A 21,541-nucleotide genomic window follows, 5' to 3' on the forward strand; every position below is an offset into this window, starting at 1 on the left:
GTGTCGGCGATCTTCAGTCGTGAGGCGGTCTCCAAGGTCACCCACCCGATCGCGAAGGTGCTGATCAGGACCGGCCTGACTCCGGACGCGGTCACGCTCTTCGGGACCGTGTGCTCGGTGACCGCGGCGCTGTGGCTCTTCCCCGCGGACGAGCTGTTCTGGGGAACCATGGTCATCTGGTTCTTCGTCATGTTCGACATGCTCGACGGTGCCATGGCCCGCGTCCGCGGCGGCGGCACCCGGTTCGGGGCGTGGCTCGACGCCACCTGCGACCGCGTCGCCGACGGTGCCGTCTTCGCGGGCCTGGCCTGGTGGGCCGTGTTCACCGAGGACAACCGCTACAACCTGCTCGTCGCGACCCTGATCTGCCTGGTCACCTCCCAGGTCATCAGCTACGCCAAGGCCCGTGCCGAAGCGTCGGGCCTCAAGGGTGACGGCGGCTGGATCGAGCGTCCGGAGCGTCTCATCATCGTTCTCGTCGGTGCCGGCTTCACCGGACTCGGCGTCTGGTGGGCCGTCCACGTCGCGATGTGGCTGCTCGCGGCGACGTCGATCGTCACCGTCGTGCAGCGCGCCCTGACGGTCCGCCGCTCGCCGGGTGCGACCGATCTGCTGCCGCTGCCGCAGGCGGCCGCGCAGCACGAGGAGGACCAGGCGTGATCGATCCGCGCGAAGAGGTGGCCGATCTCGCCTACCGCACCGGTTGGGCCGTGACGAAGCGGATGCCGGAGTTCGCCGCCAAGTTCCTCATCGACGATCTGGGCGGTCGCCTCGGTGCGCGCGGCGAGAACACGCAGCTGCGGAAGAACCTCGCGCGGGTCCTCGGCACCACGCCGGATGCCGTGCCGCAGAGCCTCATCGAGGAGTCCTCGCGGTCCTACGCGCGGTACTGGCGCGAATCCTTCCGGTTGCCGTCGATGGACCTCGTCGAACTGGGCGCACGCCTCGATCAGTACGTCGACGTGCCCAGCCTGCACGAGGCGATGGCCGCGGGCACCGGCGCCGTGCTGGCCCTGCCGCACAGCGGCAACTGGGACATGGCCGGCGTGTGGCTCGCGCAGAAGTACGGGCGCTTCGCCACCGTCGCCGAGCGGCTCAAACCCGAATCGCTGTTCCGACGGTTCGTCGAGTACCGCGAATCACTCGGGTTCGAGATCTTCCCCCTCTCCGGCGGGGAGCAGCCGCCGATGCAGGCCCTGGCGCAGCGGCTGCACGAGGGTCGGCCGATCTGCCTGCTCGGCGAGCGCGACCTCGCGCGACACGGCGTGCCCGTCACGTTCTTCGGCGAGCGCACCCGGATGCCCGCCGGCCCGGCGAAACTCGCGATCGACACCGGGGCTCCGCTGCTGCCCGTGCACTGCTGGTTCGAGGGCGACGCCTGGGGGTTCAAGGCCGAGGCGCCCGTCGACGTCTCGGGCGGTATCGACAGTGCCACGCAGAAGCTCGCGCACGCCTTCGAGCGCAACATCGCGGAGCACCCCGCCGACTGGCACATGCTCCAGCCGCTGTGGGAGGCGGACTGGTCGCAGGCGCGCCGCGAGCGGATCCTGGGCGACGGAGCCGGGGGAGCCTGAGCCATGCGGATCGGGATGATCTGCCCGTACTCGTTCGACGTCGCGGGCGGGGTGCAGGCGCACGTCGTGGACCTGGCGCGGGTCCTCATCGAGCGGGGCCACGAGGTCTCCGTGCTGACGCCGTCGTCGAAGGAGACACCGCTGCCGGACTTCGCCGTCTCCTCGGGCAAGGCCGTCGCCATCCCGTACAACGGCTCGGTCTCGCGGCTCTCCTTCGGTCCCAAGGCCTTCGCCCGTCTGCGCAAATGGATCCGCAAGGGTGAGTTCGACGTGCTGCACGTGCACGAACCGAATGCGCCCAGCCTCGGCATGCTGGCGCTGGCCATCGCGGACGGCCCGATCGTGGCGACCTTCCACACGTCGACCGAGAAGTCGCTGGTGCTCTCGGTCTTCCAGAGCGTGCTGCGCCCGTCGCACGAGAAGATCCGCGGCAAGATCGCGGTCTCCGAGCTCGCCCGGCGCTGGCAGATGGAGTCGCTCGGCTCGGACGCCATCGAGATCCCCAACGGTGTCGACGTGCGCGCCTTCGCCGACGGTGATCCCCTCCCGGGCTATCCGCGCCCCGGGAAGACGGTGCTCTTCCTCGGTCGCTACGACGAGTCGCGCAAGGGCATGGCCGTCTTCCTGGAAGCGCTGCCCGCCATCGTCGCGGCCCAGCCCGATATCGAGGTGCTGGTGATCGGCCGGGGCGACGAGGAGAAGCTGCTGCGTGACGCCGGTCCGTACGCGAAGCACCTGCGTCTCATGGGCGCCGTGACCGACGAGGAGAAGGCCGCCGCGCTCCGCTCCGCCGACGTCTACGTCGCACCGAACCTCGGGGGCGAGAGCTTCGGCATCGTCCTCGTCGAGGCGATGGCCGCGGGGACGGCCGTCGTCGCGAGCGACCTCAACGCCTTCGAGCGCGTCCTGGACGGCGGGGAGGCCGGCCGCCTGTTCCCGGTCGGCGACGGCGCCGCCCTCGGCCGCACGATCGTCGAACTGCTCGACGACGACTTCCGCCGCGCCGAGCTGGTGACCCACGCCTCCGAGGTGGTGTGGCGCTTCGACTGGTCCGTCGTGGCCGAGCAGGTCATCCGCGTGTACGAGACCGTCGCCGTTCCCGGCGTGGTCGTCTCGATCGACGACTGAAGGGGGCAGCCGTGCTGAATCTGACCGCCACCACCGTGCTCGTCATCGGCATCATCACGATGGCCGTGCTGATCGTCGCGGCCCTGGCGTACCAGACCGCGCACCGCCTGGACCGCCTGCACGTGCGAGTCGACCTCTCGCTCGCCGCGCTCGAGGCCGCTCTCACCCGACGGTCCGCCGTCGCCCGCGCGGTCGCCGCGTCCATCCCCGCGGACCAGGGGCCGATGCTTCGCGCCGCGGCCGACCGCGCCGAGAACGCCGCTCCCGAGGACCGGATGCCCATGGAGAACCGGCTCTCCGCGGCGATCGGCGCCATCGACATCGAGGTCCTGCCGCGGTCGCTGGTCGCGGAGATCGCCGACGCCGACACCCGGGTGACCATGGCCCGCCGGTTCCACAACGACGCGGTCCGCGACACCCGCGCGTTGCGCGGCCGCCGGTTCGTGCGCTGGTTGCATCTGGGCGGCACCGCGCCGATGCCCCAGTACTTCGACATCGTCGACCGGGGCGGGATCCTGCCCGCGGCGCTCCTCGCCGCGAACGACGAGCGGCGCGTCTCCGCCCGGGTCATCGTCGTCGACCCCGACGGTGCCGTGCTCGTCGTGCGCGGCCACGAGCCCGTCCCGGAAGGCACGCGACCTGCCGGTCACTGGTGGTTCACCGTCGGCGGGGGAGTCGAGCGGGGCGAGGACCTGCGCGCCGCCGCCGCTCGCGAACTGGAGGAGGAGACCGGGCGGGCGCTCGCACCGTCCGCCTTCGTCGGGCCCCTGTTCCGCCGCGAGGCGGTCTTCTCCTTCGACGGCGAGATCATCGACTCCGTCGAGTACTTCTTCGCCGTCGAGTGCGAACGGTTCGACCCGGCACCGGCGGGGTGGACGGACCTCGAGCGCCGGACCCTCGACGAGATGCGCTGGTGCACCCCCGACGAGATCCGCGTGCTGGAGGACCCCGTCTATCCCGCGGCGCTCGCCGACCTGATCCCCGACGTGAAGAACGCGTGCGCGTCCGGGGAGGTGCCGGGCGAGCCGGTCGCGATCGAGTGAGGAGGCGCGATGCAACCGAAGGAGATCTCCGGATACCGGGTGGTGCGCCGCCTCGGTGCCGGCGGCATGGGTGAGGTCTTCCTCGTCGACCACCCGCGGCTGCCGCGGCAGGACGCGCTGAAGCTGCTCGGGCCGCAACTGGGCGACGATCCGAGCTTCGCCGCACGCTTCCTGCGCGAGGCCGACATCCTGGCCGGGCTGCGGCACCCCAACATCGTCACGATCCACGACCGTGGCGAGTACGAGGGTCGCCTCTGGCTCGCGATGGAGTACGTCGAGGGGGAGGACGCCGCGCAGTACCTGCGTACCCGTGGCCCGCTGCCGCCCGCGATGGTCGCCGACGTGATCGATCAGGTCGGGAGCGCGTTGGACTGGGCGTGGAGCGAACGCCGGCTCACGCACCGCGACGTCAAACCCGGCAACATCCTGCTTGCCGCCGTCCGCCCGGGGCGGCCCGTCGCCGCGAAGCTGGTGGACTTCGGCATCGCCAAGGCCAGCGACGAGGCGAGTTCGCTCACCGCCACGGGTGTCGCCGTCGGGACCATGGCCTACCTGGCACCCGAGGTGATCGAGGGCAATCCGCTGGACAACCGTGCCGACGAGTACTCCCTCGCATGCGCCGCGTTCGAGCTGCTCACCGGGGCACCGCCGTACGGACCCGGCTCGCCGAGCTCCGTGTTGATGGCGCACCTACAGGCTCCCGTGCCGGACCCGGCGGCGCGGGCGGCGGGCATCCCGCCCGGGCTCGCCCCCGTCTTCGAGCGGGCGTTGGCCAAGCAGCCGCGCGACCGGTTCCCCGACAACGCCGCGTTCGCCCGGGCGTTCCGGGCCGCGCTGACCGCGCCGGGGCCGGGTTCGGCGCCGATGGCGAGCGGGCCGGCCTCGCCCACCGTGATCCGACCGACCCCGCCGCCCACTCCGCTGCCGGCGTACACGCACGCCGCGCAGCCGCTGCCGGCTCAGCGCCTCGCGGGGACACACGTGCCGCCATCGACGGCCGTCGACGGCGCGGGCGCCGGAGCCGCGCCGGCGCGCAACGGCCGCGTATGGGCCCTGGCGGGCCTGGTGGCGGTGCTGGTGATCGCACTGCTGGCGGTCGGCTACCTGGCCTTCGGTCGGGGCGGGGATGCCGTGTCGGCCGATCCGACGGGTACCCCCGCTCCGTCGAGCACCTCGACGCAAGCCACGTCGGCGGCGCCGACGGGCGCCTCGGAAACCGCCTCGGCGCCGACGGTCCCGGGCACGGACGCCTACGGCTTCGTCGGCAGCCCCGCGCGCTGCGCGGGCGGCGAGACGCTGCAGCTGGCGCTGCTCACGTCGAAGGCGAACGGCGGTGGCTCGCGCGTAGTGATCTGTGGTTCAGCAGGTGAGTTCACCTACCGCGGCGCGCAGATCTCAGGGGACAACAGCGGCATCACTCTCGCCGCGACCCGCAACGGCGCCGGCGGCTTCCGCGCGATCAACCGCGACGCCAAGGGCAAGGACAAGGACGACACGGTCTACACCGTGAGCTCCAGCGGCCTGGTGATCACCCGCGGCGACGGCCGCGCCGTCTCGTCGGAGCCCGCCCGCTCCCTATGGACCCGCTGACGCGCGCTCCCGCGGGAACTTTCCACCGATCATCGGGGTGCGACCACCGCTCCGGCGAACAACCCTCGCGGGAGACCCGGCGTCGCCGAATCCGCCCGCGCGGAGCGCCCGTCGGGGTCGATGGACAGATCGGCGTGGGGGCGCCGAGGCAGGGATGCGTCGGTGTCCGATGGAGATTCGGCTCCACGCAAGCACAGGCTCGAGATGCTGGCGACGGGGTCGACCGGCGAGGTCCGCGGCGGAACGCTCCGCCGCCGGCCTGGTCCTCAGTCATGCCGCGGCCGCAGCGGTCCACGGCATGGAGGTTCTGACTTTCGATTGGCGCACCGTCGAATTCACCCGCGATGGTCGGCGAGGAGGAGGCAGGGACGGGCGACGTCGCGTGCACATTCGTCGGCTCGACGGGAAGGACACCACGGTCGTCGACGGTCTCGCGGTGACGCCGGTGGCCCGGACCGCACTCGATGTGGCGCTGGCAGGCACCTTCGAGCAGGCGGTCTGTGCCCTGGACGCTGCGCTGCGGATGGGCTTGCCCTCGACGAGCTGCATGCGGCGACTGATCGGCTCGGTCGGCGGCGCGGTATCGCCCTGCTTCGGTCGGCGATGCCGGAGGCGGACGGGAGGTCGGAGTCCGTCGGCGAGTCACGAAGTCGTGCCCTCGTGCTCGCCTGGCCGGAGATTCCCCGCCCGGACCTGCAGCGGGAGTTCTTCAATCGCGCCGGTGCGCTCGAGGTCCGGGTGGACTTCCTGTTCGGGGAGGTCGTGGTCGGCGAGTTCGACGGTGCGGGGAAGCGGAAGAAGGGCTTCGACGCCGACGCCCGACTCGAGCGCGACACCCTCCTCATCGACCGCGGTCTGTGGCCCACGCACTGGGGATGGATGGACTGCGCGGAGCCGGACCGCCTCCGGACCAAGCTGAGGGACGCCCTCCGCCGGGCGTGCTCGCGCGTCAGTGTCAAGTGATGACGGGGCCGTTCGCGTCCGCCTCGACGGTCACGATCCGCCCGTCGCGGTGTGCCGCAGTGAGCACCCCGCCCGCGTCTCGGATGGCCCAGTTCTCGGCCCAGTAGGTGATGCCCGGCTCGACGTCGCGGGGCGGTTTGCCCCAGATCCTGTGGTCCGGGACCACCTGAACCTCGATCTCGTCGTCGTGGAGCATCACCAACCAGCCGTTCCAGCGGACCTCCGGTGAATAGTCGACCAACGGCCTGCGGACGACGACGGGAACCACGTCGAAGCCGTCGCGGACATCCCAGACGCCCGAAGGAGTTCGCGACGCATCCCACGCTCTCCGTGCCTGGGCGACGTCGTCCACGACGAAGACGATCAAGGAGCTCGTCTGGTCGAGGTCGACCTCCAGCCAGCGGAGATCGGTTGAGATAAGGGTGGAGCCGGAGTAGTCGATGAAGGTGCCGCCGACGGTGAACATCCAGTCGAACGCCATGTCGATCTCGTCGCCGACGGGGCGACTGATCGCCAGGCAGTCAGTGCCGGCGGTGATACGGGGCAGCATTCCGTCGGTGATGTCGCTGGCGGTGAGGTATTCGCCGGGGGAGTCGGGGACGGGGGTGAGGGACCACCGGGCGACGAATTGCTGGACCAACCGGCCGTTGAATCCAGAGCCGACCGCGAGCTCGGCCGCGGGAACAAAGGGATGCACGGCAACGGCGATGCCCATGCAGTCAGTGTATGTCGCAGCGCACGTGCGGTCGGAACGTCTGTAGGTGGCACCGTCGAACCCCGAGGCTGCGACCCGGGCTGGGAGCCGCGCACCGTCATCGGGAATACTGGAGCCCCACATGTCCCAGCTACGAGGAGACCCATCAGTGACCACTGATCCCCAGACCGCACCCGTCACCGGCACCGCACGCGTCAAGCGCGGCATGGCCGAGATGCTCAAGGGCGGCGTGATCATGGACGTGGTGACCCCCGAGCAGGCGAAGATCGCCGAGGACGCCGGTGCGGTCGCGGTGATGGCGCTCGAGCGCGTGCCCGCCGACATCCGCGCGCAGGGCGGCGTCAGCCGCATGTCCGATCCGGACATGATCGACGGCATCATCGAGGCCGTCAGCATCCCCGTCATGGCGAAGGCCCGCATCGGCCACTTCGTCGAGGCCCAGATCCTGCAGGCCCTCGGCGTCGACTACATCGACGAGTCCGAGGTCCTGACGCCGGCCGACTACAGCAACCACATCGACAAGTTCGCCTTCACCGTGCCCTTCGTCTGCGGCGCGACCAACCTGGGCGAGGCGCTGCGTCGCATCACCGAGGGCGCCGCGATGATCCGCAGCAAGGGCGAGGCCGGGACCGGCGACGTCTCCAACGCGACCACGCACATGCGCAAGATCCGGGACGAGATCCGCCGTCTGACCTCGCTGCCCGAGGACGAGCTGTACGTCGCGGCCAAGGAATTGCAGGCTCCCTACGACCTCGTCGTCGAGGTCGCCAAGAACGGCAAGCTTCCCGTCACCCTGTTCACCGCGGGTGGCATCGCCACCCCGGCCGACGCGGCGATGATGATGCAGCTCGGCGCCGAGGGCGTGTTCGTGGGCTCCGGTATTTTCAAGTCGGGCAATCCGGAGCAGCGGGCCAAGGCGATCGTCGCGGCGACCACCTTCTACGACGACCCGGGCAAGCTCGCCGAGGTCTCGCGCGGACTGGGTGAGGCGATGGTCGGAATCAACGTCGATGACATCCCGCAGCCGCATCGCCTGGCGGAACGCGGCTGGTAACGGCATGTCGCCCGCCGGTGTCCGACGATTCGCGCTAGCGTCGAGATGCGCGTGTCGGGCAGACGCGGGACTGAAGTGGAAGCAGTGAGGCGGAGGATGTCAGACCAAGCAACGGCCAGGGCCACCCAGGAGTACGGGGCCCAGACGTCCCTGGGCGGATCGCACGTGGAGGCGGCACCCAACGTTCTGCGTGTGCTCGCGTACGTCGCCGACCTGTGCGTCGCGTCGGCGGTGGTCGGCATCGCGCTGATCGTGAACGTCGTGGCGGGGCTCGAGCAGGGGTGGGTGTTCCTCGGCGTCGGCGTCGCGGTCGCGATCATCGCGTCCATCGTGCTGCACGGCGTCGTCGGTGCCAGTCCCGGCAAGATGCTCGCCGGCCTCAAGGTCGTGGACGAGCAGTCCCACCGGCCGATCGGCTTCCCGTCGTCCGCGATCCGCTCGGTCGTCTTCAACGTCCTGGCTCCGCTGGTCTACCTGCCGGCGTGGTCGATCCTCGCCGACGGCGGCCGCCGCGGCGTCCACGAGAAGGCCTCTCGCTCCACCGTGGTCGACGACGTCGATGTCGCGGCCCCGTTCCGCGCGCAGGCGACCGCACCGTCGGGCCCGCTCGGCGGCCTCGTGACCGGCGAGTCCGACAGCACGCTCCAGCGCATTCCGAAGCCCCTGCCGGACGAGACCCGCGTGGACGCGGGCGCCGCCGGCGCGGCCACCGAGGTCGTGGAGACGGGCGAGCCCCGCGAGCGGCTGCAGCCCCCGACGCTCCCGCCGCTGCCGGACGATGTTCCCGGCCTGCGCCCGGTGCCGCCGCGCTTCGGCCCGCCGCCCACCGAGGGTGACGAGCCCACGACCGGGCTTCCGCCGGCCGCCGCCTTCGCGCCCCCGCCGGCGCAGGCGCCGCAGGCCCCCCAGCAGTACGCGCCGCGTCCCAGCGGCCCCACGGGGCCCAGCGGCCAGCCTCGCGTACCCGGTCCGGGTGCGGGCCGGCCGCCCGCGACGCAGCCCCCCGCCGGTCCGCCGGCCGGGCGGCCCCAGGGCGTCCAGCCGCCGCAGGGGCAGCCGCAGCAGCCGCGACCCGCTGCCCCGGCGCCGACGGGCGGCGCGCCGATCCAGCTGCGCTTCGACGACGGGCACTCCGTGGACGTGCGCGGCGACGGGATCATCGGCCGCGAGCCGGTCGTGCCGGCGACGGCGGATCCGGCCAAGGTCACCAAGCACGTGCTCGTTGATGACACCGCGTCGGTGTCGAAGACCCACTTGCTGTTCGGCATCACCCGCGGTGAATTGTGGGTGGAGGACGTGGGCTCGACCAACGGGTCCGCGATCGCGTTCGGCGATTCGTGGACCGAGCTCACCAAGGGAGTCAGGTACGCCGTGGAGAAGGGCAGCGTCGTGCACATGGGTCAGCGCAGTTTCAAGGTGTTCGGCGGATGACGACGGATGCGGGGGAGGCGCGCTCCGAGATCGTCTACGGGGTGCAGGGCGGCGTTTCCATGAAGTGGGTCGCCATCAGCAATCCCGGTCGGGTTCGCCTGACCAACGAGGACGGTGCGCTCACCGGTCCCGGCATGTTCCTGCTCGCCGACGGCATGGGCGGTCACGACGCCGGCGAGGTGGCCTCGGCCGCCGCGCTCGAGGCACTGGCCGAGGTCTTCGGGCCCGAGCCCGCGGACGCGCAGGTCGTGATGGAGCAGGTCGTGGATCGGCTGCGCGATGCGCACGCCGCGATCGAGGCCATCGACTCGGAGACCGGCAAGCGCGCGGGCACCACCGTCACGGGCGTGTTGCTCACGACGTACGAGGGCGTGCCGCACTGGCTGGTGGTCAACATCGGCGACTCGCGCACCTACCGGTTGGCCGAGGGCTACTTCGAGCAACTGACCGTCGACCATTCGCAGGTCCAGGAGCTCATCAACGGCGGCTTCCTCAGCCCCGAGCAGGCCCGCGTCGACCCGCGCCGCAACGTCATCACCCGCGCCCTGGGCGCGGGGATGGAGCCCGATGCGGACTTCTGGATCGTGCCGGCCCAGCCGCGCGAGAAGCTGCTCGTGTGCTCGGACGGCCTCAACGGCGAGCTCACCGACGACGAGATCCGCCAGATCCTCGACACCGACGCGCCGATCGACGAGTGCGCCGACCAGCTCGTCGCCGCTGCGCTCAACGCCGGCGGCCGCGACAACGTCACGGTGATCGTGGTGGACGCCACCACGGAACCGACCGATCCGGACTGGTGACCTGAGTAGAGTCATCCCTCGTGGCTGACATCGAAGCGCTGCTGAGTCTCGAGCAGATCGACCGCGACATCTTCCGGGGGATCCACGCACCGTCCGTGCTGGTCCGAACCTTCGGGGGCCAGGTGGCGGGACAGGCGCTGCGATCGGCGATCGAGACCGTCCCGGACACCATGCAGGTCCACTCGCTGCACGGCTACTTCCTCCGTCCCGGCAACCCGGATGCCGACACCGTTTTCCTCGTGGACCGGATCCGCGACGGACGGTCGTTCTGCACCCGCCGCGTGAACGGGGTGCAGAACGGCGAAGCGATCTTCTCGATGTCGGCGTCGTTCCAGCTCCCGGGGCAGGACGGCATCGAGCACGCCGACGAGATGCCGCCCACGCGCGATCCCGAGTCCGTGCTGAGCCCGCGCGAGGACCCCAACGCCACCCGCGAAAGCCTCGGACTGTTCGAGGAGTGGAGCGACTGGGACATCAGGATCGTCCCGCAGGACGAAACCGTGCCCTACGCCGGCCGGGCGGTGCACCAACAGGTGTGGTTCCGGCACATCAAACGCCTCCCGGACGATCAGAACACTCACGTGAGCGCGCTCGCCTACATGAGCGACATGACGCTCCTCGGCTCGGCGCGCGTCGCGCATCCCGGCGTCGACACCCAGGTGGCCTCGCTCGACCACGCCATGTGGTTCCTCCGTCCCTTCCGCGCCGACGAGTGGCTGCTCTACGACCAGACCTCGCCCTCCGCCGGAGGGGGCCGCGCGCTCACCGCCGGCCGGATCTTCGCGCGCGACGGTGCCCTCGTCGCCGTCGTCATCCAGGAGGGCCTGCACCGCTTCCGGGCGTGACCGCGTCGCGGTTTAGGCTGGCTCCCCGTGACCGTACGGATCGGAGTCCTCGCCCTGCAGGGTGACGTGCGCGAGCATCGTCATGCGCTCGAAGCGGCCGGCGCCGCCACCACGGCGGTGCGCACCGCGGACGACCTGGCCGCCGTCGACGGCATCGTCCTCCCCGGCGGGGAGTCGACCACCATGAGCCGGCTGCTCGGCGTCTTCGACCTCTTCGACCCCCTCCGCGACGCGCTCGCCGCCGGCCTTCCCGCCTACGGATCGTGCGCGGGCATGATCCTCCTCGCCTCCGAGGTGCTCGACACCCGCCCCGATGCCCGGTGCCTCGGCGCCATCGACATGACGGTGCGCCGGAACGCCTTCGGCAGACAGGTGGACTCCTTCGAGACGGATCTCGCGGTCGAGGGTGTCGACGGGGCGCCGGTGCGCGCCGTGTTCATCCGCGCGCCGTGGGTCGAGCGGGTCGGCGGGGGTGTCGAGGTGCTGGCGAGGGTGCCCGCCGAGGCCGGTCCGACGGCGGGTACGGTGGTCGCTGTTCAACAGGGTGTGACGATGGCCACATCCTTCCATCCCGAGGTCACGGGTGATCTGCGGATCCACCGGCGCTTCGTGGACCTTGTCCGGCGGCGGTGATCCGCCGCTACGAAGGGGAGTGGCGACGTGAGCTACATGCCGGTGACGGACTCGATGTTCCTGATGGCCGAATCGCGCGAGCATCCGATGCACGTCGGCGGCCTGCAGCTCTTCACGCCGCCCGAGGGAGCGGGTCCGGACTTCGTGCGTTCCGTGGTCGAGACCATGCGCGAGCACACCCGCGTGAGCGAAAAGTTCGGGCGACGCCCCGCCGACCCGGTGGGGATCCTCGGTAACACCTGGTGGTCCGAGGTGGATTCGATCGATCTCGAGTACCACGTCCGGCACTCGGCCCTGCCCAAACCCGGCCGGATCCGCGAGCTCTTCCAGCAGGTCTCCCTCTGGCACGAGACGCTCCTCGACCGGCACCGCCCCATGTGGGAGGTGCACGTCGTCGAGGGCCTGGAGGACGGCCGGTTCGCGGTCTACTCGAAGGTGCACCACTCGCTGGTCGACGGGGTCTCGGCGCTCCGGTACATGACCCTGGCGCTGTCGAACGATCCCGACGACCGCGAGGGGCGCGTCGTCTGGCAGCCCGGCCTGGGGCGTCGCAGGAAGGCCGCGCCGGCCGCGGAGCAGTCCCCGAGGAGCCTGCTGCCGTTCAACCCGTTGAGCACGGCGAAACAGATCGGCGGGCTCACCGGCGAGGTGCTGGGGATGCTCCCGGCATCGCTCAAGGTGGCGGGAACCTCGCTGCGCGATCACGACTACAAGGCGCCCTTCCAGGCGCCGCACACGATCTTCAACGTGCCCATCGGCGGCGCCCGACGGTTCGTCGCGCAGTCCTACTCCCTGGACCGGATCGACGCGGTGCGGCAGCAGGCGGGCGCCACGGTCAACGACATCGTGCTCGCGATGTGCGGCGGCGCGCTGCGGGCGTACCTGGAGGAACTGAACGAGCTGCCCGACCGCTCGCTCACGGCGATGGTGCCGGTCTCGCTGCACAAGGAGGGCTCAGAGTCCTCCTCGAACGCCGTCGGCGCGGTGATCTCCACACTCGCCACCGACGTCACCGACCCCGCCGCGCGGGTGACCGCCATCCAGGATTCGGTCCGCGCCGCGCGGAAGGTCATGGGCGAGCTCTCGCCGCTGCAGGTGCTGGCGCTCAGTGCGAGCAACATCGCGGGTCTCGCGCCGGGCATGCTGCCCGGCTACCGGGGCGTGGCGCGACCCCCGTTCAACCTGGTCATCTCGAACGTCCCGGGTCCGCGCGAGGCGATGTACTGGAACGGTGCGCACCTCGACGGCGTCTACCCGGCGTCCATCCCGTGGGAGGGACAGGCGGTCAACATCACGATCTGCACCAACAACCGGAACCTGGAGTTCGGCATCACCGCGTGCCGCACCTCCGTCCCGCACGTGCAGCGACTCATCCACCACCTCGAGGACGCGTTGACGGAGCTGGAGAAGGCTTTCACGTAAACTCGAAGGGTTGATGCAGCGCACCCGAACGGAATCGAGGGATCGATGAGCGGCCATTCCAAATGGGCCACCACCAAGCACAAGAAGGCGGCGATCGACGCCAAGCGCGGCAAGCTGTTCGCCAAGCTGATCAAGAACATCGAGGTTGCGGCACGTACCGGCGGTAGCGATCCCGACGGCAATCCCACGCTCTACGACGCCATCCAGAAGGCGAAGAAGACCTCCGTCCCCAACGACAACATCGAGCGCGCCCGCAAGCGCGGCGGTGGCGAAGAGGCCGGCGGCGCCGACTGGCAGACCATCATGTACGAGGGCTACGGCCCCAACGGCGTGGCCGTCCTGATCGAGTGCCTGACCGACAACCGCAACCGCGCCGCCGGCGAAGTCCGCGTCGCGATGACCCGCAACGGCGGCAACATGGCCGATCCGGGCTCGGTGTCCTACCTGTTCACCCGCAAGGGCATCGTCACGCTGGACAAGAACGGGCAGTCGGAGGACGACGTCCTCATGGCCGTGCTCGACGCGGGCGCCGAGGAGATCAGCGACCTCGGCGATCAGTTCGAGATCCTGTCCGAGCCCACCGATCTCGTCGCGGTCCGCTCCGCGCTCCAGGAGGCGGGTATCGACTACGACTCGGCGGAGTCCGGCTTCCGGGCGTCGGTCGAGGTGCCCGTCGACGCCGATGGCGCGCGCAAGGTGTTCAAGCTGGTCGACGCGCTGGAGGACAGCGACGACGTGCAGAACGTGTACACCAACGTCGACATCTCCGACGAGGTCCTGGCGGAGCTCGACGAGGACTGAGTGCCCTGAGATTGCCGTACCGCATCGCCCCTACTGTGCGGTAATAATGCGTCAGGATATTCTCAGGTTGTGACTCGCACCCGAACGGCGCTGCGCCGTGTCCCGGCCCTGGCACTGGTCGGGGCCCTGCTCCTCGGGGCAGGGGGTGCCGCGGCCTGGGAATCCGGCCGCGCGGAGACGGTGCACGGCGCCACCGCCGTCGGGGTGGAGTTCGGTGCCCTGGGACGCGACGACGCGATCCACCGCCTCGACGGCGCCGCCAAGCGCGTGGACACGGAGCCCATCACGCTCCGCACCGCCAAGGGGGAGGTGCGGCTGCAGCCCGCCCAGCTCGGCTTGGCGATGGACGTGCCGACGACGGTGCAGCGCGCGATCGACGAGCGCTCCCCGCTGCGGGATCTGATCGGACTGGTCAGCGATCGGCACGTGCATCCGGCGTCCACGCTGAACCGGCAGGTCTTCGACGCCGCGATCACGCGGGCCGCCGGCGCGCTCACGTCGGAGGCGGGCGACGGCGCCGTGATCTTCCGCAGCGGCAGGCCGGTGGCCGTCGAGCCCAAGGCGGGCGACAGGATCGACCTCGGTAGGGCCGCGGAGGCCGTCGCCGCCGCCTGGCCCGACTCCACCGACATCACCGTGCCGACGGAGGCCGTCACGCCCACCGTCTCCGCCGACACCGTGCGCGCCGTCGCCTCGGGGGCGGCGGCACAGGCCGTCGCGTCCGACGTCGTCCTGCGCCGCGAGGCCGCAGGCCAGGTCTCCGCAGGCACCGTCGGCCGTGTGTCCGGGGCCGACATCGGCACGTTCCTGTCCTTCCGGCCCGACGGTGCCGGCAATCTCGCGCCGAAGGTCGACCGGGAGGCCGCGAAGAAGATCCTCGGCACGCGCCTCGAGTCCGCCGTCGCCAAGCCCAAGGACGCGGGCTTCGACCTGTCGGGCGGCAGCCCGACGGTGACCGAGGCCGTCCCCGGTCGCGAGGTCGTCTGGGATCCGACTCTCGACGCCGTGACCAAGGCCGTGACCGAGCAGTCCACCCAGGGGCGCACCGCGACGGCTCAGTTCAAGGCCGTCGAGCCGAAGGTCACGACCGCCCGCGCCAAGGAGCTCGGCGTGCGCGAGGTCGTCAGCGAGTTCTCCACCGGAGGTTTCAGCGACGCCTCGGGCGTCAACATCCGCCGGGTCGCGCAGCAGGTCAACGGTGCGGTCGTGCTGCCGGGCGAGACCTTCTCCCTCAACGGCTACACCGGTCCCCGCGGAACGGCGCAGGGCTACGTGGAGTCCGGCATCATCAACAACGGGCGCCCGGACAAGGCGGTCGGCGGCGGCATTTCGCAGTTCGCGACCACGCTGTACAACGCCGCCTACTTCGCCGGCCTGGAGGACGCGGGCCACACCGAGCACAGCTACTACATCTCCCGGTATCCCGAGGCGCGCGAGGCGACCGTCTTCGAGGGCGCGATCGACCTGCAGTTCCGCAACGACACCCCCTACGGCATCGTGATCGAGTCCAGCGCGGGCGCGTCGTCGGTGTCGGTGCGGATGTGGAGCACCAAGACCCGGGAGGTGTCGTCGAGCACCGGCTCGCGCAGCCTGCCGACGGAGCCGTCGACCATCCGGCTCGCGAAGGGCCCTCACTGCGTCGCCAGCACCGGTCAGCCCGGCTTCACCACCAGCAACACACGGACGATCACCGACGTCAAGACCGGCAGCGTCATCTCCCGGCACACCCGCACCGTCAAGTACGACCCCGTGCCCACGGTCATCTGCGAGTAGGCGCGCGTCCGCGTGTTGCTCGCGCGCGGCCCCGTCGCGCTCCGGTATGCTCTCGAACAAAGGTTTGAGTGTTCGACGGTGCTCGGAGGTGCGGCGATGCGGGTGATGGGGGTGGACCCCGGTCTCACGCGCTGCGGCCTGTCGGTGGTCGAGACGGGCTCGGGCCGCAAGGTCACCGCGCTCGACGTCGACGTGGTGCGCACGCCGTCGACCATGCCGCTCGCGGAGCGGCTGCTGGCAGTGTGGACCGCTGCCGAGTTCTGGATGGACACGCACCAGCCCGACGTGATCGCGGTCGAGCGGGTCTTCGCCCAGCACAACGTGTCCACCGCCATGGGCACCGCGCAGGCGGGCGGTGTCGTCGCGCTCGCGGCCGCGCGGCGCGGCATCGACGTGCACTTCCACACTCCGTCGGAGGTGAAGGCGGCCGTGACCGGGAACGGCAACGCGGGCAAGGCGCAGGTGACCGCGATGATCACCAGGATTCTGGGCCTGCAGAAGGCTCCGGAACCCGCGGACGCTGCGGATGCGCTCGCCCTCGCGGTCTGCCACAGCTGGCGCGCGCCGATGATCGCGCGGATGGCCGAGGCGGAACGGCGCGCGGCGGAACAGCAGAAGGTCTTTCAGCAGCGTCTCGCGGCCCAGCGTCGCGCGGCGAAGAAGGTGACGGGGGGAGTGCGATGATCGCGTCGTTGCGCGGCGAGGTGCGGCACATCGGTCTGGACCACGTGGTGATCGAGTGCGGCGGCGTGGGCTACAAGGTGCTCGTCGCCCCGAACACCGCGGGCGCGCTCACCCGGGGCACCGAGGGCTACCTCCTCACCTCGATGGTGGTCCGCGAGGACTCGCAGACGCTCTACGGTTTCACCGACGCGCCGCAGCAGGAACTGTTCCACCTGCTCCAGACGGTGCAGGGGGTGGGCCCGCGCCTGGCCATGGCCGCCATCGCGGTTCTCGATCCGGCGCAGATGCAGACTGCGATCGCCGCGGGCGATCTCAAGACGCTGTGCCTGATCCCCGGCATCGGCAAGCGCGTCGCCGAGCGCATCCACATCGAGCTCAAGGACAAGGTCGCGGCCTCGCCGTCCGACGGGGGCGCCGCGGTCGGGTCGACGGTGCCGGCGGGTGGCGTCTCCCAGCAGCTCCTGGACGCGCTCGAAGGGCTGGGCTTCACGCCGAAGCAGGCGGAGCCGGCCGTCGCGGCCGCCGTCGAGGCCGGGCCGGGCAAGTCGGTCTCCGAACTCCTGCGCGACGCCCTGAAGTCGTTGGGACGCGGCTGACGTGCATCACGACGACGGCGTCGACGGTGAGTTCGGCAGCGAGTACGAGGACGTCGAGGGCATCATGGGGCCATCGGCACTGTCGGGCGACGACACCGAAACGCTGCGCCCGAAGTCCCTCGACGAGTTCATCGGCCAGCCCAAGGTCCGCGAGCAGCTGCAGCTGGTCCTGCACGGCGCGAAGCTGCGCGGCGGCACCCCGGATCACATCCTGCTCTCCGGTCCGCCCGGCCTCGGTAAGACCAGCCTCGCGATGATCATCGCGGCGGAGCTCGGCACCGCCCTGCGCGTGACCTCGGGGCCGGCGCTGGAGCGCGCCGGCGACCTCGCCGCGATGCTGTCGAACCTCGTCGAGGGCGACGTGCTGTTCATCGACGAGATCCACCGTATGGCCCGCCCCGCCGAGGAGATGCTCTACCTCGCGATGGAGGACTTCCGCGTCGACGTGGTGGTGGGCAAGGGCCCCGGCGCCACCTCGATCCCGCTCGACGTGGCGCCGTTCACCCTGGTCGGTGCGACCACCCGGTCCGGCGCGCTCACCGGTCCGCTGCGCGACCGATTCGGTTTCACCGCACACATGGACTTCTACGAGACGGCCGATCTGGTGCAGGTGATCGAGCGCAGCGCGAAGATCCTCGGGATCACCATCGAGCGCGAGGCGGCCGCCGAGATCGGCAGCCGCAGTCGCGGCACGCCCCGCATCGCCAACCGTCTTCTGCGCCGGGTCCGGGACTTCGCCGACGTCCGGGCGGACGGCACGGTCACCGTCGATGTGGCGCGCGGCGCACTCAAGGTCTACGACGTGGACGAGCTCGGCCTCGATCGCCTCGACCGGGCCGTGCTCGGTGCGCTGATCCGCAGCTTCGGGGGCGGCCCTGTGGGCGTCTCCACGCTGGCCGTGGCCGTGGGCGAGGAGCCCGGCACCGTCGAGGAGGTGTGCGAGCCCTTCCTGGTGCGCGCCGGCATGCTCGCGCGCACGCCGCGCGGCCGCGTCGCGACCATGGCGGCGTGGCACCACCTCGGGCTCGAGCCGCCCGCAGGGGCGCTGGCCTCCGGCATCGAGGTCCGCGGTGACTTCGACCCCGACGACCGCCTGTTCTGACGCCGCTCGCCCGCGGGGCCGCCGGGGGCACTACCGCGTCACCGACGTCGACGGCACCCGGCCCGACAGCTGGGCCGAGCGCCGCGACTGATCACGCCTTCGGTGCCGTGAGGTCGTAGGCGGACACCCCGTCGACGGTGCGCGCCGAGAACGTCTTCTCGACCCATGCTCGGATCTCCGACGCGACGCCGGAACCCCCGAAACCGCCGAAACCGCCCGACGATTCGGCCAGGAAGTAGTGGATCCTGCCCTCGCGCACGTACTCCTGGAACTGCGCCAGGGTCGGCGACGGATCGGTGCCGTTGAATCCGCCGATCGGCATCACCGGCTTCTCCGTCGCCAACTGGTAGCCGGCGGCGCTGTTCGCACCGATCGTCGCCGCCACCCACGTGTACCGGTCCGCGTCCCGCAGGAGGAGGGCGGTCACCTCCGGACCGGCCTTGCTGCCCATCAGGAACGACGGTCCGCCGCTCCCGCGCTCGTCGTCACCGGACGCGCCCGGGCGGGCACCGTCGGTCCGCACGGACCTACCGCTGCCTCCGGGCCCTCCGGCGCTCTGCATCCGGCGCATGCCGCCGCCCGGGCCGAAGCCGTGGCCGCTCGACGGCCCCGCCGAGACGATGGCGCCCTGTCGCGGCGTGGCGATGGTCTCGATGGCGAAGGCCGCCTGCCCTGCGATCGCGGTGAACAGCGCGCCTGCGGCGATCAGAGCGGCCAGGCGTCGCGTGCGGCCGACGGTGGGGCGCAACGTGGCGAGCAGCGCCACCGCCGACACGGCCGCGGCGACAGCGATCGTCCAGCGCAGCCAGGGATTCCAGTCCGGAGTCTGCGCCAGGATGTACCAGCCGGTGGTGCCGGTCGCGACGATCGCGACCGCACCCACGGCGCGGATCCAGGCCCGATCGCGCTCCCGCCACCCGACCGCGACGCCGGTCGCGACGAGCGCCGCGATCGCGGGCGCCAGGGCCACGGTGTAGTACGCGTGGAAGATGCCCGCCATGAAGCTGAACGTGCCACCGGTGACGAGCAGCCAGCCGCCCCAGGCGATCACGGCGGCGCGATCGGGATCCGTCCGCGGGGCGCGCCACCGCAGGGCCACGACCAGCGCCAGGGCGATCAGGGCCGCCGGCAGCAGCCACGCGATCTGGCCGGCCTGCGCGGGCTCGAACATGCGCAGGATGCCGGCCTCGCCGAACACGCCGCCACCGCGCTGACCGGGCATCTCCATGCCGGCGGGGAGCTCGAATCCGTAGGGCATCTCCATGCCACCCCGGCCGGGCCCGACGCTGCCCTTCTCGTTCCCGTTGAGGCGACCGAGGCCGTTGTAGCCCAGGGTGAGTTCGAGGATCGAGTTGTTCTGCGAGCCGCCGATCCACGGCCGCGAGGAGGCGGGCCACAGCTCGACGGTGAGCAGCCACCACCCCGCGCCGACCACCATCGCTGCACCCGCGGCGAAGAGTTGCGCGATGCGCTTCCCGATCCGGGGCGGGCCGGCGATCAGGTACGTCAGTGCCAAGCCGGGAACGATCAGCATCACCGCGAGCTGTTTGGTGAGGAAGCCGAATCCCACGAAGGCGCCGCAGGCGACGAGCCAGCGCCAGCGGCCGTCCTCGACGGCCCGCAGCATCGCCCACGTCGCCGCGATCATCAGCAGCACCAGCAGCGCGTCCGGGTTGTTGAACCGGAACATCATGGCGGCCACCGGGGTCACTGCCAGGAGTAGCCCGGCGAGGAGGCCCGCGGCCGGGCCGGAGCGACGGCGCACCGTCGCGTACAGGAGGGCGACGGAGGCCACCCCGAGGAGGGCCTGCGGGACGAGCATCGCCCAGGTGTTGACGCCGAAGATCCTCGTGGACAGCTCCATCACCCACAGGGAGGCGGGAGGCTTGTCGACCGTGATCGAGTTCGCCCCGTCCGAGCTGCCGAAGAACATGGCCTTCCCGCTCACGGTGCCGGCCTGGACGGCGGCGGAGTAGAAGGCGTTGGCCCAGCCCGCTCGGCCGAGGCCCCAGAGATAGGCGGTCGCCGTCCCCACGAGGAGGACGGCGAGCGCGATGCGCTCGCGGACCTTGGTCACCGGGCGTCCGCCTCGGTGGTCGCGGAGCGGAAGATCAGGCGCATTCCCAGGAACCGGGTGATCGTCGCGACCAGGTTCGCGACCACCAGCACCGCGAGCTGGACCTCCCGCCCGGCGGCGGGGGCGATGTGCGCGAGGGCCGTGAGGCTGCCCGACGTCAGGGCCCAGGTGAGTAGGAAGACCGCCATCCCCTGCAGGTGATGCCGGGCGGCGCCCTCCCGGCCGCGCACCCCGAAGGTGAAGGAGCGATTGGCGGCGATGTTGCCCACCGCGGTGATCAGAAGCGCCGCGAAGTTCGCGCCCTGCGCCCCGATGAGCGGGTGCAGGAGCAGGTAGAGGATCGCGTACGCGATGGTGCTCGCGACGCCCACCGCGGCGAACCGGGTCAGCTGGCCGACCATGTCGCGCGGTACCCCCGCCAACTGGGGTTCCTCCCGGCCGAGGGCGCGCCGCACATCGTCGAGGGGCAGTGCGCCCCGGCCCAGCGCGCGCCCCACCCGGACGACCCCCTTGAGGTCCTTCTTCACCGTGTCGACGATGTCGACACGGCTGTCGGGGTCGTCGGTCCAGTCGACGGGGACCTCGTGGATCCGCAGCCCCGCCCGCTCGGCGAGAACGAGCAGCTCCGTGTCGAAGAACCACTCGCCGTCCTCGACGAGCGGCAGCAATTCGCGCGCGACGTCGGTGCGGATCGCCTTGAAGCCGCACTGGGCGTCGGAGAAGCGGACCCGCAGCGCGGTGTGCAGCAGGAGGTTGTAGCCGCGGGAGATGAACTCGCGCTTCGGTCCGCGCACTACGTTAGCGCCGCGACCGAGTCGGGTACCGATCGCGAGATCGCTGTGGCCCGAGAGCAGCGGCGCGACGAGCGGATGCAGCGCCCTGAGGTCGGTCGACAGATCGACGTCCATGTAGACCAGCACGCGGGCATCGGACTGCTCCCAGACCCGGCGCAGGGCGCGCCCGCGCCCCTTCGCGTCGAGGTGGACCACCCGCACGCCGTCGATCGCCGCCGCCAGCGAGCGCGCCACGCGCAGCGTCTCGTCCGTGCTGGCGTTGTCCGCGATGGTGATCCGCGCCGGGAACGCGAGCGAGGCGTCGAGGTACGCGCGGAGCGTCTCCACGCAGTGCGCGATCGTGTGGGCCTCGTTGTAGACGGGGATCACGATGTCGAGTACGGGGGCGGTCTCCGCCCGCCCGTTCCCGTCCTGTGCCGTCGTGACCGTCGGGTCGGGTGCGATCTCGGTTGTCATGGCAGCAACCTTCGACGGCCGCGCTGGGGCCACCCTGCGGCGTCTCTGTGCGGTGCCTGG

General features: G+C 71.1%; 20 protein-coding genes. 17 read left to right on the forward strand and 3 right to left on the reverse strand.

Annotated features, from left to right (window positions below):
- The 6 genes from pgsA (at position 1) to FK530_RS11795 (ending at position 6,298) form a co-directional block, all read left to right on the forward strand.
- Positions 1–660, forward strand: coding sequence for a phosphatidylinositol phosphate synthase (pgsA, locus tag FK530_RS11770; RefSeq protein ID WP_146487206.1), 660 nt, complete (start codon positions 1–3; stop codon positions 658–660).
- Positions 660–1,574, forward strand: coding sequence for a phosphatidylinositol mannoside acyltransferase (locus tag FK530_RS11775; RefSeq protein ID WP_146487298.1), 915 nt, complete (start codon positions 660–662; stop codon positions 1,572–1,574). Before pgsA ends, FK530_RS11775 begins: the two co-directional genes overlap by 1 nt.
- Positions 1,575–1,577: 3 nt before the next feature.
- Positions 1,578–2,702, forward strand: a complete 1,125-nt coding sequence (locus FK530_RS11780; protein WP_146487207.1) for a glycosyltransferase family 4 protein — start codon at positions 1,578–1,580, stop codon at positions 2,700–2,702.
- Positions 2,703–2,716: 14 nt separating this feature from the next.
- A complete protein-coding gene (locus FK530_RS11785) occupies positions 2,717–3,745 on the forward strand; it encodes an NUDIX hydrolase (protein ID WP_146487299.1) in 1,029 nt (342 codons plus the stop codon).
- Between the two features lie 9 nt (positions 3,746–3,754).
- Positions 3,755–5,335 (forward strand): serine/threonine-protein kinase, encoded by a 1,581-nt coding sequence (locus FK530_RS11790; protein ID WP_146487208.1) that lies wholly within the window; start codon positions 3,755–3,757, stop codon positions 5,333–5,335.
- Positions 5,336–5,938: 603 nt separating this feature from the next.
- Positions 5,939–6,298 carry a hypothetical protein gene (locus tag FK530_RS11795; protein WP_146487209.1) on the forward strand — a complete coding sequence of 120 codons (360 nt, stop codon included), beginning with the start codon at positions 5,939–5,941 and terminating at the stop codon, positions 6,296–6,298.
- Here the strand turns inward: FK530_RS11795 and FK530_RS11800 are convergent.
- The gene (locus FK530_RS11800) at positions 6,291–7,013 is read right to left on the reverse strand and encodes a hypothetical protein (protein WP_146487210.1); all 723 of its coding nucleotides are present in this window, start codon (positions 7,011–7,013) and stop codon (positions 6,291–6,293) included. The two genes, FK530_RS11795 and FK530_RS11800, sit on opposite strands and share 8 nt — an antisense overlap.
- Positions 7,014–7,134: 121 nt before the next feature.
- Between FK530_RS11800 and pdxS the strand changes: the two genes are divergently transcribed.
- The 11 genes from pdxS (at position 7,135) to ruvB (ending at position 18,154) form a co-directional block, all read left to right on the forward strand.
- The gene (gene pdxS, locus FK530_RS11805; protein WP_146487211.1) at positions 7,135–8,067 is read left to right on the forward strand and encodes a pyridoxal 5'-phosphate synthase lyase subunit PdxS; all 933 of its coding nucleotides are present in this window, start codon (positions 7,135–7,137) and stop codon (positions 8,065–8,067) included.
- A gap of 96 nt (positions 8,068–8,163) precedes the next feature.
- A complete protein-coding gene (locus FK530_RS26885) occupies positions 8,164–9,498 on the forward strand; it encodes an RDD family protein (RefSeq protein ID WP_158645083.1) in 1,335 nt (444 codons plus the stop codon).
- Complete coding sequence (locus FK530_RS11815; protein ID WP_146487213.1) at positions 9,495–10,298, forward strand: PP2C family protein-serine/threonine phosphatase; 804 nt, start codon at positions 9,495–9,497, stop codon at positions 10,296–10,298. Before FK530_RS26885 ends, FK530_RS11815 begins: the two co-directional genes overlap by 4 nt.
- Positions 10,299–10,318: 20 nt before the next feature.
- Positions 10,319–11,143 (forward strand): acyl-CoA thioesterase, encoded by an 825-nt coding sequence (locus tag FK530_RS11820; protein WP_146487214.1) that lies wholly within the window; start codon positions 10,319–10,321, stop codon positions 11,141–11,143.
- Between the two features lie 27 nt (positions 11,144–11,170).
- Positions 11,171–11,776 (forward strand): pyridoxal 5'-phosphate synthase glutaminase subunit PdxT, encoded by a 606-nt coding sequence (gene pdxT / locus FK530_RS11825; RefSeq protein ID WP_146487215.1) that lies wholly within the window; start codon positions 11,171–11,173, stop codon positions 11,774–11,776.
- Between the two features lie 36 nt (positions 11,777–11,812).
- Complete coding sequence (locus FK530_RS11830; RefSeq protein WP_146487300.1) at positions 11,813–13,198, forward strand: WS/DGAT/MGAT family O-acyltransferase; 1,386 nt, start codon at positions 11,813–11,815, stop codon at positions 13,196–13,198.
- A gap of 45 nt (positions 13,199–13,243) precedes the next feature.
- A complete protein-coding gene (locus FK530_RS11835; RefSeq protein ID WP_146487216.1) occupies positions 13,244–13,999 on the forward strand; it encodes a YebC/PmpR family DNA-binding transcriptional regulator in 756 nt (251 codons plus the stop codon).
- Positions 14,000–14,068: 69 nt separating this feature from the next.
- Positions 14,069–15,772: a VanW family protein gene (locus FK530_RS11840; RefSeq protein WP_146487217.1), complete on the forward strand. Its 1,704-nt coding sequence runs from the start codon at positions 14,069–14,071 to the stop codon at positions 15,770–15,772.
- A 96-nt stretch (positions 15,773–15,868) separates the two neighbouring features.
- Positions 15,869–16,456, forward strand: a complete 588-nt coding sequence (gene ruvC, locus FK530_RS11845; protein WP_146487301.1) for a crossover junction endodeoxyribonuclease RuvC — start codon at positions 15,869–15,871, stop codon at positions 16,454–16,456.
- A complete protein-coding gene (gene ruvA / locus FK530_RS11850) occupies positions 16,453–17,052 on the forward strand; it encodes a Holliday junction branch migration protein RuvA (protein WP_146487218.1) in 600 nt (199 codons plus the stop codon). Before ruvC ends, ruvA begins: the two co-directional genes overlap by 4 nt.
- A 64-nt stretch (positions 17,053–17,116) precedes the next feature.
- Positions 17,117–18,154 (forward strand): Holliday junction branch migration DNA helicase RuvB, encoded by a 1,038-nt coding sequence (gene ruvB / locus FK530_RS11855; protein ID WP_146487302.1) that lies wholly within the window; start codon positions 17,117–17,119, stop codon positions 18,152–18,154.
- A 91-nt stretch (positions 18,155–18,245) separates the two neighbouring features.
- On the opposite strand, the gene FK530_RS11860 is transcribed toward ruvB, so the two are convergent.
- Together FK530_RS11860 and FK530_RS11865 are read right to left on the reverse strand one after the other, a co-directional pair.
- A complete protein-coding gene (locus tag FK530_RS11860) occupies positions 18,246–20,231 on the reverse strand; it encodes a glycosyltransferase family 39 protein (RefSeq protein ID WP_146487219.1) in 1,986 nt (661 codons plus the stop codon).
- Positions 20,228–21,481 (reverse strand): bifunctional glycosyltransferase family 2/GtrA family protein, encoded by a 1,254-nt coding sequence (locus FK530_RS11865; RefSeq protein WP_146487220.1) that lies wholly within the window; start codon positions 21,479–21,481, stop codon positions 20,228–20,230. The genes FK530_RS11860 and FK530_RS11865 overlap by 4 nt, the downstream gene beginning before the upstream one ends.
- Positions 21,482–21,541: the final 60 nt, after the last annotated feature.

Source organism: Tsukamurella conjunctivitidis (assembly GCF_007858475.1).
GTDB classification, from domain to species: domain Bacteria; phylum Actinomycetota; class Actinomycetes; order Mycobacteriales; family Mycobacteriaceae; genus Tsukamurella; species Tsukamurella conjunctivitidis.

Excerpts from the sequence above, each read along its gene's own strand:
- FK530_RS11815 (WP_146487213.1), top strand. The coding sequence starts at position 9,495 with ATGACGACGGATGCGGGGGAGGCGCGCTCCGAGATCGTCTACGGGGTG.
- ruvC (WP_146487301.1), top strand. The coding sequence starts at position 15,869 with ATGCGGGTGATGGGGGTGGACCCCGGTCTCACGCGCTGCGGCCTGTCG.
- FK530_RS11865 (WP_146487220.1), bottom strand. The coding sequence starts at position 21,481 with ATGACAACCGAGATCGCACCCGACCCGACGGTCACGACGGCACAGGAC.
- ruvB (WP_146487302.1), top strand. The coding sequence starts at position 17,117 with ATGGGGCCATCGGCACTGTCGGGCGACGACACCGAAACGCTGCGCCCG.
- FK530_RS26885 (WP_158645083.1), top strand. The coding sequence starts at position 8,164 with ATGTCAGACCAAGCAACGGCCAGGGCCACCCAGGAGTACGGGGCCCAG.
- FK530_RS11830 (WP_146487300.1), top strand. The coding sequence starts at position 11,813 with ATGCCGGTGACGGACTCGATGTTCCTGATGGCCGAATCGCGCGAGCAT.
- FK530_RS11835 (WP_146487216.1), top strand. The coding sequence starts at position 13,244 with ATGAGCGGCCATTCCAAATGGGCCACCACCAAGCACAAGAAGGCGGCG.
- FK530_RS11795 (WP_146487209.1), top strand. The coding sequence starts at position 5,939 with ATGCCGGAGGCGGACGGGAGGTCGGAGTCCGTCGGCGAGTCACGAAGT.
- ruvA (WP_146487218.1), top strand. The coding sequence starts at position 16,453 with ATGATCGCGTCGTTGCGCGGCGAGGTGCGGCACATCGGTCTGGACCAC.
- FK530_RS11780 (WP_146487207.1), top strand. The coding sequence starts at position 1,578 with ATGCGGATCGGGATGATCTGCCCGTACTCGTTCGACGTCGCGGGCGGG.
- FK530_RS11790 (WP_146487208.1), top strand. The coding sequence starts at position 3,755 with ATGCAACCGAAGGAGATCTCCGGATACCGGGTGGTGCGCCGCCTCGGT.
- pdxS (WP_146487211.1), top strand. The coding sequence starts at position 7,135 with ATGTCCCAGCTACGAGGAGACCCATCAGTGACCACTGATCCCCAGACC.
- FK530_RS11800 (WP_146487210.1), bottom strand. The coding sequence starts at position 7,013 with ATGGGCATCGCCGTTGCCGTGCATCCCTTTGTTCCCGCGGCCGAGCTC.